15 protein-coding genes are annotated in these 12,919 nt (G+C 73.2%); 9 read left to right on the forward strand and 6 right to left on the reverse strand.

Annotated features, from left to right (window positions below):
- Window positions 1-22: 22 nt before the first annotated feature.
- Window positions 23-1,009: a hypothetical protein gene (locus tag O7634_RS15230; RefSeq protein ID WP_278150783.1), complete on the forward strand. Its 987-nt coding sequence runs from the start codon at window positions 23-25 to the stop codon at window positions 1,007-1,009.
- Window positions 1,010-1,015: 6 nt separating this feature from the next.
- Here O7634_RS15230 and O7634_RS15235 read toward each other — a convergent pair whose 3' ends face one another.
- Genes O7634_RS15235 through O7634_RS15250 form a run of 4 tightly spaced genes read right to left on the reverse strand, consistent with a single transcriptional unit; the run spans window position 1,016 to window position 4,051 of the window.
- Complete coding sequence (locus tag O7634_RS15235; RefSeq protein ID WP_278150784.1) at window positions 1,016-1,579, reverse strand: heme-binding protein; 564 nt, start codon at window positions 1,577-1,579, stop codon at window positions 1,016-1,018.
- Window positions 1,580-1,611: 32 nt separating this feature from the next.
- A complete protein-coding gene (locus O7634_RS15240) occupies window positions 1,612-2,361 on the reverse strand; it encodes a hypothetical protein (protein WP_278150785.1) in 750 nt (249 codons plus the stop codon).
- Between the two features lie 2 nt (window positions 2,362-2,363).
- Entirely contained in the window at window positions 2,364-3,158 is a 795-nt protein-coding gene (locus O7634_RS15245) for an ABC transporter permease (protein ID WP_278150786.1), read from the reverse strand.
- Window positions 3,155-4,051: an ATP-binding cassette domain-containing protein gene (locus O7634_RS15250; RefSeq protein WP_278150787.1), complete on the reverse strand. Its 897-nt coding sequence runs from the start codon at window positions 4,049-4,051 to the stop codon at window positions 3,155-3,157. Before O7634_RS15250 ends, O7634_RS15245 begins: the two co-directional genes overlap by 4 nt.
- A 132-nt stretch (window positions 4,052-4,183) precedes the next feature.
- Between O7634_RS15250 and O7634_RS15255 the strand changes: the two genes are divergently transcribed.
- From O7634_RS15255 to O7634_RS15265, 3 genes are all read left to right on the forward strand, one after another.
- Complete coding sequence (locus tag O7634_RS15255) at window positions 4,184-5,437, forward strand: histidine kinase (RefSeq protein WP_278150788.1); 1,254 nt, start codon at window positions 4,184-4,186, stop codon at window positions 5,435-5,437.
- A 68-nt stretch (window positions 5,438-5,505) separates the two neighbouring features.
- Window positions 5,506-6,204 carry a response regulator transcription factor gene (locus O7634_RS15260; RefSeq protein ID WP_278153979.1) on the forward strand — a complete coding sequence of 233 codons (699 nt, stop codon included), beginning with the start codon at window positions 5,506-5,508 and terminating at the stop codon, window positions 6,202-6,204.
- A 223-nt stretch (window positions 6,205-6,427) separates the two neighbouring features.
- Complete coding sequence (locus O7634_RS15265; protein WP_278150789.1) at window positions 6,428-6,862, forward strand: hypothetical protein; 435 nt, start codon at window positions 6,428-6,430, stop codon at window positions 6,860-6,862.
- A gap of 101 nt (window positions 6,863-6,963) precedes the next feature.
- Here the strand turns inward: O7634_RS15265 and O7634_RS15270 are convergent, their stop codons facing one another.
- Window positions 6,964-7,752 (reverse strand): D-Ala-D-Ala carboxypeptidase family metallohydrolase, encoded by a 789-nt coding sequence (locus O7634_RS15270; protein ID WP_278150790.1) that lies wholly within the window; start codon window positions 7,750-7,752, stop codon window positions 6,964-6,966.
- A gap of 306 nt (window positions 7,753-8,058) precedes the next feature.
- Between O7634_RS15270 and O7634_RS15275 the strand changes: the two genes are divergently transcribed.
- Both O7634_RS15275 and O7634_RS15280 read left to right on the forward strand, forming a co-directional pair.
- On the forward strand, window positions 8,059-8,697 hold the full coding sequence (locus O7634_RS15275; RefSeq protein WP_278150791.1) for a DUF6642 family protein: 639 nt from the start codon (window positions 8,059-8,061) through the stop codon (window positions 8,695-8,697).
- 42 nt (window positions 8,698-8,739) lie between these two features.
- Complete coding sequence (locus O7634_RS15280) at window positions 8,740-9,204, forward strand: PPOX class F420-dependent oxidoreductase (protein WP_278150792.1); 465 nt, start codon at window positions 8,740-8,742, stop codon at window positions 9,202-9,204.
- Window positions 9,205-9,387: 183 nt separating this feature from the next.
- Here O7634_RS15280 and O7634_RS15285 read toward each other — a convergent pair whose 3' ends face one another.
- Window positions 9,388-10,620 carry a serine hydrolase domain-containing protein gene (locus tag O7634_RS15285; RefSeq protein ID WP_278150793.1) on the reverse strand — a complete coding sequence of 411 codons (1,233 nt, stop codon included), beginning with the start codon at window positions 10,618-10,620 and terminating at the stop codon, window positions 9,388-9,390.
- A gap of 98 nt (window positions 10,621-10,718) precedes the next feature.
- On the opposite strand from O7634_RS15285, the gene O7634_RS15290 reads away from it, so the two are divergent.
- From O7634_RS15290 to O7634_RS15300, 3 genes are all read left to right on the forward strand, one after another.
- On the forward strand, window positions 10,719-11,312 hold the full coding sequence (locus tag O7634_RS15290; protein ID WP_278150794.1) for a pentapeptide repeat-containing protein: 594 nt from the start codon (window positions 10,719-10,721) through the stop codon (window positions 11,310-11,312).
- Between the two features lie 183 nt (window positions 11,313-11,495).
- Entirely contained in the window at window positions 11,496-12,446 is a 951-nt protein-coding gene (locus O7634_RS15295) for a hypothetical protein (RefSeq protein WP_278150795.1), read from the forward strand.
- A gap of 117 nt (window positions 12,447-12,563) precedes the next feature.
- Window positions 12,564-12,893, forward strand: a complete 330-nt coding sequence (locus O7634_RS15300; RefSeq protein WP_278150796.1) for a hypothetical protein — start codon at window positions 12,564-12,566, stop codon at window positions 12,891-12,893.
- Window positions 12,894-12,919: the final 26 nt, after the last annotated feature.

Here is a 12,919-nt window from a genome sequence, read left to right on the forward strand (position 1 = left end):
CGGACACAGCTACCGTCGGTGGATGCGATTCGCGCGCCCGCTCGGGCTGCTCCTCGCCGCCGTGGCCGTCGTGGTGTGGGCGTTCGGGATGACGGTGTGGCAGCCGCTGACCGAGCCGATCGGCCCGTGGTCGGAGCGCCTGCCGGGCAACAACACCTACTGGGCGCGGGACCTGCGGTTCCTGGCGATCATGGCGGTGGCGGTCGGGCTGGTGCTCGCCGGTCGGGGCCGGCTGCTCTGGAGCGGCCCGGCCGCGGTGCTCGGCGGTTGCTGGATCGCCGCCGACGTCGCGATCGACCGGGCCGATCCGGTGGGCGTCGGGGCGACGGTGCTGCTCGTCGTCGGCGGTCTCGCGGTGCTCGGCGTGTTCGCGGCGGTGCCGTGGTGGCGGGAACGCGGCACGCCGCCGGCCGTCGAGCGGGCGGTGCTGACCGGCGCGGCGTGCGTGGTCGGGGTGCTGACGCTGGTGGCGGCCGGGATCGAGTCGCCGACCGACCGGGAGCCGGAGTTGGCCCACGGCGCGCTGAGCACCGGGGCGCTGCTGGTGGTCCTGGCCGTGGGCGCCGCCCTGGCGGCGGCTCCGGCGCGCACCCGGCACCGCGTCGGGGTGGCCGCCGGCCTCGCCACCGTGTGCCTGCTCGGCGTCGGGTTGGTGCGCGCCACCCCGCCCGGCGAACGCCTCCTGCCGGAGGTCGCTCTCGGTACGGTGCTGCTCACCGGGGTCACGCTGCTGGCCTGGGACTGGCCCGGTGGCCGGCCGGTCTGGCGGCACCACGCGCTGGCCGCCCTCGCCGCGGCGCTGGGCCCGTTCGTGTTCCTGCTGGTCACGGCCATGACCATGATGGTCGTGCTGCCGATCGGCAGGCAGTTCACCGCGCTGGCCGGGAACAGCCCGATCAACGCCGCCGACTCCGACCTGCTGGTCTCGCTGGCCGGCCTGCTCGCCGGGCTCGGGATGGCGTTCGTGCTGGCATGGCCGGCCGCGATCGGTCACCGCCCGTCGAGGTAGCGGCGCTCAGTCGACGACCGGCAACACGACCTCGTTGCGGCGCAGGAACCACGGCTTCCACGGCGGGTCGAAGCGCGCGTACCGGATGGCGCCGGTGGGTTGCAGGCCGGCGGCGGTCACCGACCGGCCGAGCATGGTGGCCCGCTGGCTGAACGCCCGCTCCGTCCAGCGCCCGGAGAACCGCATCGCCGCCGCCAGTTGCGCCGCTACCTCGCGGACGCGGACCCGGGAGTCCACCGGCTCGGGCACCGTGGTGGTGGTGAGGGTGGCGGGCAGGACGAACTGGATCAGGTACGCGCCCGGCCACTCACCCTCGACCTGCACCACCGGCGCGGTCATGGCGATCTTCTCCGGACCGCCGGCCGCCGACCTCGCCGACGCCGCCGGGCCGACCGCGTGTCGGGCCCGGTTGGCGCCGGCGAGGTACCCGGCCAGCGGGCGGAACGCCTCGATCGGCGCCCTGGTGAACGACGCCTGGACCTGCATCTCGGCCACCAGGTGGGCCGGATACCGGCGCAGCTCGAAGCCGGGGTGTCGAGACACCACCCGGTACGGCTGCTGTTCGGTCATCGCGCGGCCCCCACTGGTTGCTGGGACCGACGCTACCGCCCGTCCGGCTCCCGCTCGGCCGAAGTGGGCCGCTCCGGACCGGGTGCCACGGCCCGCTCGGTCAACCGCCAGTACTGCCGCTTGCCGTCGTCGCGCAGCACCACCCCGAGCAGGCCCACCTCCCGGCGCAGTTCCCGGGCGTCGTCGCGGCGTTCCCGTTCGAGCGCACGTTCCCGGGCCCGCAGCAGCGCGTCCGCGCCGGCGGGCAGCCCGGGCAGGTCGGGCACCCACAGCCGGTACGCCGACCGGTGCGGGTCGTCGTCCGCCCACCTCCAGCCGTGCTCGCGGAACGCCGCCGCCAGTCGGGCCGCCGGCAGGTCCGTCGACTCCCGGACCAGTTCCGCGCCGTCGCTGTCGAGCAGCACCAGGTGCTTGTCGGCGAGGAAGGCCACCCGGGTGTCGGCCCGCGCGACGGTTCGGCTCTGGTCGGCGCGACGGAGCTGGACCTGCGCCCCGTCGACGGTGACGATCAGCCGTTCGGCGGTGCCGATCCCGCCGATGACCAGGCCGCCCAGGACGCCCACGCCGATCGCGCCGACGGTCGCCTGCGGCTCGGGCAACCGGTCCAGCCACTCGATCAGGTCGCTGAACGGCACCCAGGGCAACCGGGCCAGCCATCCCGTCGTCATCGCGAGGAGCCATCCGGCGCCGGCGCCGAGCAGCGGGAAGCCACCCCACAGGACCGCCAGCTCCAGCGGGCCGCCGCTGACCACTGTGCGCGGACGGTAGCCGGCCGCGTCCATGGTCAGGACACCTCGCGGCGCAGCGTCCGGACCAGGCCGGCGGCCAACGGGAGGACCATCCAGACCAGCAGGGAGACCCCCAGCCGCGCCCACTGCTCGCCGGTGACGTCGCTGGTGAACAGGGGTTCCATGGTCCGGCTGGTGTCCAGCCAACCGGCCGGACCGCGCAGCGGCCGGACCAGTTCACCGAGCACCGACCACAGGGTCGGCAGCAGCAGGTAGCCGACGATGGCCAGCGGCGGGTTGAGCAGCAGCAGACCGAACGCGGCACCCATCAGCACGCCGACCACCTGCACGATCGCCCCGTTGACGATCAACATCGCGTCGACCTTCCAGGTGCCCGCGCCGCCGGTGGCCGACGCCACCAGCGTCCCGACCGTGGCCACGGCCAGCGTGACCAGCACGGAGGCGAGCGCGGCCAGCACCACCGCGATCAGCTTCGCGGCCACCACCCGCTCCCGCCGGGGCACCAGCGCGTACGTGGTGAGGGCGGTGCGTTGGGACCACTCGCTGGTGATCGACAGGATGCCCAGCACCGGCAGCAGCACGTTGACCGGCAACAGCGAGGTGACGAAGAACGTGAAGAACGTCTGTTCGCTCTCCTCGGCGTAGATCAGCAGCAGGGTGACGATCGCGACGACGACCAGGCCGATGGTGATCAGCAGCCAGCGGCCGGCCCGGGTGTCGACGAGCTTGCGCAGCTCCACGTGGGTGAGTCGGAGCAGGGACGGTCGGCGTACCGGGGCGGGGTGCCGGGGCGCGACGGTGCCGGCGGCGGGTGCGGTGGTGGTGGTCATCGGACGGCCTCCTTCGTCGATTCGCCGGCGGTCAGGGTGAGGAAGAGCTGTTCGAGGCCGCCGCCACCGGCGGGGCGCAGCTCGGACAGCGCGACGCCGGCATCCGCCGCCGCCTGGCCGACCGCCTCGGCCTCGGCCTGCACCAGCAGGCCGTCGGCGCTGTCGGCAACGGTCAGGCGCGCCGCCTCCAGCGCCCGGCGCAGGGCCGCGTCGTCGCGGGCCCGGACCACGGTGCCCCCACCGGCCAGCAGCTCCTTCTTGTCGCCCTGGGCCACGATCCGGCCGCCCCCGATCACCACCAGCCGGTCCGCTACCGCCTCCACCTCGCGCAGCAGGTGGGAGGAGAGCAGCACGGTGCCGCCCCGGTCGGCGAAGTCGCGCAGCAGGCTCCGCATCCAGAAGATGCCCTCCGGGTCCAGGCCGTTCGCCGGCTCGTCGAGGATCAACACCCGGGGGTCACCGAGCAGCGCCTGCGCCAGCCCGAGCCGCTGCCGCATGCCCAGCGAATACGCCCGTACCCGGCGCTTGGCCGCCACCGCGTTCAACCCCACCAGGTCGAGCTTCGCGGCGACCTCGCGGCGGTCCACACCCATGGTGTACGCGGACAGCGTCAACGCCTCGCGGCCGGTGCGTCCCGCGTGCTGGGCGGAGGCGTCCAGCAGGACGCCCACCTCCCGCCCCGGGTTGGGCAGTTCCCGGTAGGGGCGGCCGGAGACGGTGGCGCGGCCGGCGGTCGGCGCGGTGAGCCCGCAGATCATGCGCATGGTGGTCGACTTGCCGGCCCCGTTCGGGCCGAGGAAGCCGGTGACGGTGCCCGGTTCGCACGTGAACGACACGTCGTCCACGGCCGGGTGCGGTCCGTACCGCTTGGTGAGGTTCTCCACGGTGATCATGTCGTCGACCCTGCCCGGGCCACCCGGTCGTCCGCTGCGGCCACCGGTCGGTGCCGCGTCGACCTTTGTCGGTCGACAGGTCTCGACTTTGGTAGCTGGCCGCGCCCTCCGCCGGCTGCCTAGCATGGGCGCGTGACCAGCCTCGCCGTCCCGGAGCACCCCTGGCTGTTGCCGGGGGAGCTGGTCGTGCCCGCCGAGCGGGGCCGGACGCGTCCGCGCCGCACCACCCGCGACTGGGTGGTGGACAGCGTCGCGTTCGTGATCTCTCTGCTCTGGGTGCTGTTCGCCACCGTCGACGGCCTCTCACCCAACCCCGAGGCGGCGACCCCGCTGCCGTACGACTGGATGGTCGGCGCCGACACCGCGCTCGGGCTGGCCTGCTGCGGGCTGCTCTGGCTGCGTCGCCGGTGGCCACTCGGGTTGGCGCTGGCGACCCTGCCGCTCTCGATGTTCTCGATGGCCTCCGCCATCCCGCTGCTGATCCTCTACTTCACCGTGGTGGTGCACCGACGCACCGCCGTCGCGGTAGCGGTCACCGGTGTCGGGCTGCTCACCAACCTGGTCTTCAGCTGGGTCCGTCCGGACCCGGTCATGCCGTACTGGCTCACCGTCACCTGGGGTGTGGTGATCAGTCTCGCGGTGCTGGCCTGGGGGATGTTCGTCCGTGCCCGGCGGCAGTTGATCGTGTCGCTGCGAGAGCGGGCCGAGCGGGCCGAGGCGGAGCAGCAACTGCGCGTCGCCCAGGCCCGCCACCTCGAACGCACCCGGATCGCCCGGGAGATGCACGACGTGCTGGCCCACCGGATCTCCCTGCTCAGCCTGCACGCGGGCGCGCTGGAGTTCCGCCCGGACGCGCCGTCCGAGGAGGTGGCGCGGGCCGCCGGGGTGATCCGGGGCAGCGCGCACGCCGCCCTGCAGGACCTGCGCGAGGTGATCGGGGTGCTCCGGGCCGAGGACCCCGGCGGTGACGACGCCCCGGAGCCGCCCCAGCCCACCCTCGCCGACCTGCCGGCCCTGATCGACGAGTCGCGCAGCGCCGGAGTGCGGGTGAACGTCAGCGACAGCGTCACCCGGCCGGAGGAGGTGCCGGCAGCGCTGGGCCGGGCCGCGTACCGGATCGTGCAGGAGGGGTTGACCAACGCCCGCAAGCACGCGGCCGGCGCGGCGGTGACGGTGGACGTGGCCGGCGGGCCGGGGGTCGGGCTCACCGTGGCGGTCGGCAACCGGTGGCCGGTCGGGGCCCCGGCCGGCGGCGCCCTGCCGGGTGCGGGCACCGGCCTGGTCGGCATCAGCGAACGGGTCGCCCTGGCCGGCGGTCGCCTCGCCTACGGTCGGGACGACAGCGGCGACTTCCGGCTGGCGGCCTGGCTGCCGTGGCCGGCGTGACCGGTCCGTCCGGCGGCGGTGGCGCTGCTGGCCCGCCGGGCGCGGCCGATCCGGCCCGCCCGTCCGACGTGGCCGGCAGCGGCGGGTCGGCGACCACGACGCCGGTGCGCGTCCTCATCGTCGACGACGACGCGCTGGTCCGGGCCGGGCTCTCGATGATCCTCGGCGGCCTGCCGGACCTGCTGGTGGTCGGCGAGGCCGCCGATGGTGGCGAGGTGCCCGCTGCCGTCGCCGCGTACGCCCCGGACGTGGTGCTGATGGACATCCGGATGCCCCGGGTCGACGGGCTGACCGCCACCGAGGCGCTGCGGGCCCAGCCGCATCCGCCGGAGGTGCTGGTGCTGACCACCTTCGACGCCGACGAGCAGGTGCTGCGGGCGCTCCGCGCCGGGGCGGCCGGCTTCCTGTTGAAGGACACCCCGCCGGCGGAGATCGTGCACGCGGTCCGTCGGGTGGCGGCCGGTGAGGCGACGCTCTCCCCGACGGTGACGCGCAGGCTGATCGCGCACGTGACCGGCGCCGCTCCCGGTCCGGCTGGCCCCGACCCGCGCCAGGAGCGGGCCCTGCGGCTGCTCACCGGGCTCAGCGAGCGGGAGCGGCAGGTGGCTGTCGCGCTGGGGCGGGGGCAGACCAACGCGGAGATCGCGCGGGAGTTGTTCATGAGCGTGGCGACGGTGAAGGCGTACGTCTCGCGGCTGCTGACCCGGTTGGAGCTGAACAACCGGGTTCAGGTGGCGCTGCTCGTGCACGACGCCGGCCTGGTCTGACGTAGGCGTGGCCGGGTCGTGGTTGATCGACTCGGCCTCATGAAAGTCGGGCCTTCCCCGCCAGGTGGTTGCCCCGACATCACGGAACGCGAGTCGATCGTGCCGAGGGTCGGGAGGATCTGCACAACCCGTTGAACTTTCGTCGGATGCCCCCCGTACCAATGGCCGAGGATGTCGGTGCGGTTAGTCCGCCGTACCGCTGCCGATCTGCGGGAGGCCTGCCGTGCGAGTTGGTGAGCAGTCGACGGATCCCATCGACCAGGTGCTGGGTGAGGTGCCCCTGCCGGCACCACTGACCCCGGAGGATGTCCGACTCGCGGTCCGGGCGGTGGTGGTGCACACCGCCGAGGAGTGGCCCTCCGGGCCGCTGTGCCGCAACGACGGCGCTACCTACCCGTGCCGGCTGCACCGGTGGGGGCGACGGGTTCTGGAGACACACGGGCTCAACGAGCGCCAGATCGAGGCGCTGATCCGGCACGGCAACCCGTTCGTGCACGTGCCGTTCCCCTTCACGGCCACCGGACCGTCGCGGCCGCAGGCCGCCCGTGCCGTCCCCCCGCAGGCCGGCCGGGCCGTTCCCCCGGGGGCACGACCCGTCGCTGCTGGCCGGCCGGTGACCCGCCCCGTCACCGCGCCGCGCTGGCCCCGGGCGAGCTGAGCGCGGCACCCCTCCGCCAGCCCGATCCGGGGCCGACACGACGTCGGCCCGGCGCGAAGTTCCCCCTCCGCGTCGGGCCGACGTCGCTCCGGCCGGCCGGCTCAGTCGTTGCCGGCGCCGATTCCGCAGTCCGGCGCGGACCAGCTCGTCGTGTTCGAGCTGTCGTCGCTGTTGTTCTCCCGGCGGGAGTCGACGTGCACGTGGTCGTCGTGGTCGGGGTAGCCGGGGCCGTAGATCCCGCTGAAGCCGTTGTCGCGGGCGTCCCGGGCGACCTGGCACAGCGAGGACGTCCGCGAGGTGACGTCGGCGGCGTTGCCGTACAGGTGTTGGCTGTCCGACGCGCCCCCGACCTGGTCGTTGCAGGAGCGGCTGCGGAAGCCGCTGGACACGTAGAGCGGCTTGTCGCCGAGGCTCTTCCGCAGCGCCTCCAACTTCCACATGGTGCGCAGCGCGTTCTGCTTGGTCTGGGCCGCCGACAGCGGGCCGCCGCTGTACCCGCTGCCCCCGCAGCCGTTGTCCATCTCGGTGTGGCTGAAGTGCGCGGGCGTGCAGTCGTTGTCCTGGAGCTGGTACAGCTTCGCGTAGGTCTGCGGGCCGGCGATGCCGTCGGCGCGCAGCCCGTACGCCTGCTGGAACCGCTTGACCGCAGCGGCGGTCTTCGGCCCGTAGCGCCCGTCGTTCTCCACGATGTCCCGGTAGCCGGCCCAGCCGGCGACCCGGATCTGCAATTGGCGGACGTCCTCGCCGGAGCGTCCCTGGGTGAGGGTGCGGTTCCAGGTGTAACAGCCGTCCGCGTGCGCCGCCGGTGCGGCGACCACCGCCGCGATCGCCGCCCCGGGCAGTGCCAGGGCGAATGCGACGGCGGCACGCTTCAAGGTGTGTACGCGCACAGAGGTCCTCCCGATACGAGAGCGAATGGGGTGCCTTCGGGACATCGACCGGGAAGTCCCGTGATTTCCACCCTGGCACTGATCAGCGCTATCGGAGGGGATTAACGAGAATCGTCCTCATAATTCACGTTTTCTGGGTATCGACTGTGAATTCAACTGATTCGGTAAACAGTCATTCACCACCGACAGCGCCTGAGGTGCGCAAGCACACCGAACGTCGCAATCAGCCACACCGAGGGTGATGTTCCCTGGCCGTCGGCAGCCGGTAACGTCAGCCTCGGGTGGGCCGGACTGGCGGAGGTGCGCGTGGCACGGGGTGGCGTCTTCTGCGTGGAGGGTCAGTGGCACCGCGACCTCAACGAGCGGGGCTCGGTGCTGCCCACTCTGGAGTTGCTGGAACGGTTGGGCAAGATCCGCTTTATCCACAAGGACGCGGCGACCCGGGACGAGCTGTTCTACTTCCTGGACCGCTGGTTGCTCAAGCAGTACGCCGATCACCGGGTCGGTTTCTTCGCCATGCACGGTGAGCCGAGCCGGCTCTGCCTGACCGACTGGCAGTCGGTGGAGTTGAACGAGGTGGCCGAGCTGATGGCCGGCCGCGCCGAGGGCCGGCGGCTCTACTTCGGCAGCTGCTCGGTGCTACGGGCCTCGGACGCCGTGCTCCGCGAGTTCCTGGAGGTCACCGGGGCCGCGCTGATCTGCGGGTTCACCCGGGACGTCGACTGGGTCGAGTCGGCCGCCTTCGAAACCGTCCTGCTCGACGTGCTGACCAACGGCCAGCGGCACAACGCCGCCGAACTGCGGATGGGCTCCGCCCACTGGGCGCCGCTCGCGTCGTACCTCGGCTTTCGGGTGATCTACGCCAACGGTCGGGCGTGGCGGCCGTCCAGCCGTCCCCGGGTGCCCTCCCAGGCGGTACGCCGCGCCGCGACCCGGCCCCACTGACCCGCCGCCGTCGCCGCCCGCGCGCCCTGGTAGGAACGGAGGATGGCGCGCACCATCGCACGGAACACCCGGGTCGACCGGGACGGCCTGCTCGACTTCCTCCGGCCGCGACACCGGGTGGTGTTGCTGACCACCCGCGCCGACGGGCGCCCGCAGTCCTCCCCGGTGTCGGCCGGCGTCGACGGGCAGGGGCGGATCGTCGTCTCCACCTACCCCGAGCGGGCCAAGGTGACGAACATCCGCCGCGATCCCCGGGTGTCCGCGTGCGTGCTCAGCGACGACTGGAACGGCCCCTGGGTGCAGGTCGACGGCACCGCGGAGGTGCTGGATCTGCCTGACGCGCTGGAGCCGCTGGTCGAGTACTTCCGCAGCATCTCCGGCGAGCACCCGGACTGGGACGAGTACCGGGCGGCGATGGTGCGTCAGGGCAAGTCCCTGATCCGGGTCACCATCGACACCTGGGGCCCGATCGCCACCGGCGGCTTCCCACCCCGCCTCGCCGACTAACCCCGCCCTCCCCGCCCTCCCCGACCTCCCCGCCCCACCCTCACCCCGCCGATCTTGCACTTGCTGTCCCGACAAACCGCCCATCATGGGCTGTTTCGGCAACACAACGTGCAAGATCGGCGCAGGCGGGCGGCGCGGCGCGGCGCGACGTGGCGCGGTGCCGCAGCCCGGCCCTGTCAGCCCTCAGTCCGTCAGCGCCGCGTAGACGAGCTGACGTAGCTGGGAGCGCAGGGGGTAGGTGCTCGACGGCATCAGCTGGGTGAACAGCAACGCGGTGATCTCCTCGACCGGGTCGACCCAGAACGCGGTGCTTGCCACTCCGCCCCAGTAGTACTCACCGACGCTGCTCGGCACCCGACTCGGGATCGGGTCGTCGATCACCGCGAAGCCCAGGCCGAAGCCGACCCCGTCCAGGGTGCTCTCGGCGAAACCGCCGGTGGAGAGGGTGCCCAGGTCGTGGCCCCCGGGCAGGTGGTTGCGCGTCATGAACCGCACCGTGCGCGGCCCGAGCAGCCGCACCCCGTCCACGGCGCCGCCGCGCAGCAGCAGCTGGGTGAAGCGGTGGTAGTCGGCGGCGCTGGAGATCAGACCACCGCCGCCGGAGAGCAGGCGGGGCTTGCGGTACGCGAGCGCGCCGAGGCTGTCGTGGCGGACGGCCCGGCCGCTGCGGGGGTCCGGCACGTAGAGCGCGGCCAGCCGCTCGGCCTCGTCGCCGTCGACCCACCAGCCGGTGTCGGTCATGCCCAACGGGTCGAAGATCCGGTCGGCGAAGAACGTGTCGAGGCTCTGCCCGGAGATCACCTCGACGAGCCGACCGAGCACGTCGGTGGCGACCGAGTAACCCCAGGCGGAGCCGGGCTGGAACAGCAGCGGCAGCTCCCCGAAGGCCGCGCAGGCGCCGGCCAGGTCGACGTCCGCCGGCGGGTACAGGTCGTAGCCGGCGGCCCGGTACAGGCCGTCGACCACCGAGGTCTGCATGAAGCCGTACGTCAAACCGGCCGTGTGGGTGAGCAGGTGCCAGACCCGGATCGGCTCGGTCGCCGGCACCGTGTACGGCTTGAGGGCCGACCCCTTGGAGTAGACCCGCAGGTCAGCGAACTCCGGCAGCCAGCGGCTGATCTCGTCGGTCAGCTCGAACCGACCCTCTTCCCACAGCATCATCGCCGCGACGGAGGTGATCGGCTTGGTCATCGAGTAGATCCGCCAGAGCGTGTCGGTCGCTACCGGCGCGCCCGACTCGCGGTCCCGCAGCCCGTACGTGGCGGAGTGCGCCACCTCGCCCCGTCGGGTGACCACCACCTGCCAGCCGGCCAACCGACCGTCGTCGACGTAGCGGCCGAAGTGCTCGTCGATCCGGGCCAGCCGGGAGGGGTCGAAACCGATCTGGTCCGGGTCCACGCTGCGCGCCACACTCACGTCGCCGAAACTACTCGCCGGTACGGCGACGCCGGAAGGGGGGCCGGGCCGGGCCGGGCGTGCCCGGTGGCCGCCGCCAACACGGATAGCCTGGCCGGATGCCTGAGCTGATCGAGGACGCGACCTTCCGCGACGAGGACTGGTACGGCGAGGAGCTGACCGACAGGCACTTCGTGGGTTGCGAGTTCTTCGGGGTCGACCTGACCGAGGCGGTGAGCCGGGGCGCGGTCTTCACCGGGTGCACGTTCGGCACCGTCGCGTTCAACGCCTCCCGGCACGTCGACTCCGCCTTCACCCGCTGCGTCTTCCGCCGGTGCAACTTCTTCGAGGCCGAGTTCACCGGCTGCAAGCTGGTCGGCAGCACCTTCACGGAGTGCGAGCTGCGTCCGCTGACGGTGGACGGCGGTGACTGGTCGTTCGTCGCGCTGGCCGGGGCGGACCTGCGGGGCGCCCGGCTGGCCGGGGTACGCATGCGCGAGGTGGATCTGACCGGCGCCAACCTGACCGGCGCTACCGTCACCGGCGTCGACCTCTCCGGCGCGCAGTTGACGAATGTCCGCCTCGGCGGCTCGGACCTGCGGGGCAGTGACCTCAGCGCGCTCGATCCGACGGTGGTCGAGCGGGCCGGCGCTCTCATCGACGTCGGACAGGCCGTGGTCATCGCGCAACTGCTCGGTTTCCGTATCGGCTGAGCCGGGCGGCGCGTGACCTGCCGAGTCGTGCCCGGCGCCGCGCCCCGTCCGGTCTCGGGCTGGACACGTCCGGCAGTCCGGATCTAGCGTGTCGTCCACGCCCGTGCACGCGTGAAACGGCCCACAGTGGACGTTGCGGTCCGCGGCGGTCATGACGACCGGGCGGTGGACTTGGAGGGTTCGGTGGCGGACGACGACCGCACGCGGGCTGGTGTGCAGGCTGGCGAGGTGCCGCCGAAGCACCGTCCGCGCGCCATCGCCGCTGGGCAGACCCGCAGCGTGCTGCGCCGTCTCGCCCGTGCCCGGCAGCGTCGGCGCTGGGTGATCGAGGGGATCGCCGTACTCGCCTGCCTGGTGGCGCTGGTCTCGTACCTGGGCACACGGTCGGGCCCGGAGCCGAGCGACGACCAGGCGGGTCGGCTCGGCGCGCCCGTCGGCGCGCCCCGGCCCACCGGTCTGCCGGCGGCCGACGGCCGGACCGGCGAGGCGGGTCCGGGGACGCCCGGCCTGCGGCCGCGCCAACGCCCGCCCTCGCCGGACCCGACGCCGTCGGCGAGCGCGCCCGCGCCGCCACCGGCCACGCCCGTCGCGCCGGCGTTGTCCGTGCGTCGCGCGGAGATGCCTGCCGGGGTGGACCTCACCGCGGTGGGCGTCCGGGACTGGATGCACTGGGGGGAGCGGGGGGGCAGGTCGACGGTCCGCAAGCGGTCCGGCTCCGGGGAGATCATCGACCTGGGCGGCTCCGGCGACAGGGTCGGGTGGGACGGCAACCAGGAGCACGTCCGCTGGTCCGACGGTTCGCCGGAGCGGTCGACGAACGGCAGCTCCAACGGCGTCTACACCTGCGGCCCCGGCAACGGGTTCTCGCTCGCCATCGCGGGCAGCGGTGGGCCGCGTACGGTCCAGCTCTACGGCGGCATCTGGATGGCGCGGGGCCGCCTGGAGGCGCGGTTGTCCACCGGCGGGCCCGCCAGCACGGTGCGCCTGGAAGACCCCTACACCAGCCAGAGCGCCCAGTTCACCATCCGGTTCACGCTGCCGAAGGGCGCCCGGCTGCTGCTCAACTGGACCGTCGAGAAGGTCTTCACGCCGCGCTGCGGCAACGTCGGCCTCCAGGCCGTGGCGGTGCGCTGACTGATCAACCGGTCGCTGTCGGTGGACGCGACGGGACAGTTTGTCCGTCGCGGACCGTCGATGAGGCCGTAACTTTCTGCTGTCCCCATCTCACCATCCAGTGTGGAGGCAGCGGAGATGAGTAGCAGTGCCACCCACCGCGTCCGTCGCGTCGCCCTGTCCGGCGGTGCCGAAGCGTCCGGGGAGGTTCTTCGCGACATCCCCCTGCCGCCGTACGTGACGGGCGAGGACGCCCAGTTCGCGGTGCGCGCGGTGGTGGTGCACGCCCCCCGACGGTGGTCCGGCGGCGTGATCTGCCGCAACGACGCCAGCCCGCATCCCTGTCGCCTGCACCGCTGGGGCACCCGGGTGCTGGCGCTCCGCGGGCTGCGGGACGCCGAGATCGCCGCGCTCATCGAGCGCGGCGACCCGACGGCTGTGGTCCCCCCGCCGGACCGTCCGGCCTGAGCGCCCGCCGGGTCGGGAGACGCGCT

Source organism: Micromonospora sp. WMMD1120 (assembly GCF_029626235.1).
Lineage (GTDB): Bacteria > Actinomycetota > Actinomycetes > Mycobacteriales > Micromonosporaceae > Micromonospora.

What these genes read in the sequence shown, in the direction of transcription:
- O7634_RS15235 (WP_278150784.1), bottom strand. Translation starts at nt 1,579, where the DNA reads ATGACCGAACAGCAGCCGTACCGGGTGGTGTCTCGACACCCCGGCTTC.
- O7634_RS15290 (WP_278150794.1), top strand. Translation starts at nt 10,719, where the DNA reads ATGCCTGAGCTGATCGAGGACGCGACCTTCCGCGACGAGGACTGGTAC.
- O7634_RS15280 (WP_278150792.1), top strand. Translation starts at nt 8,740, where the DNA reads ATGGCGCGCACCATCGCACGGAACACCCGGGTCGACCGGGACGGCCTG.
- O7634_RS15300 (WP_278150796.1), top strand. Translation starts at nt 12,564, where the DNA reads ATGAGTAGCAGTGCCACCCACCGCGTCCGTCGCGTCGCCCTGTCCGGC.
- O7634_RS15240 (WP_278150785.1), bottom strand. Translation starts at nt 2,361, where the DNA reads ATGGACGCGGCCGGCTACCGTCCGCGCACAGTGGTCAGCGGCGGCCCG.
- O7634_RS15250 (WP_278150787.1), bottom strand. Translation starts at nt 4,051, where the DNA reads ATGATCACCGTGGAGAACCTCACCAAGCGGTACGGACCGCACCCGGCC.
- O7634_RS15245 (WP_278150786.1), bottom strand. Translation starts at nt 3,158, where the DNA reads ATGACCACCACCACCGCACCCGCCGCCGGCACCGTCGCGCCCCGGCAC.
- O7634_RS15230 (WP_278150783.1), top strand. Translation starts at nt 23, where the DNA reads ATGCGATTCGCGCGCCCGCTCGGGCTGCTCCTCGCCGCCGTGGCCGTC.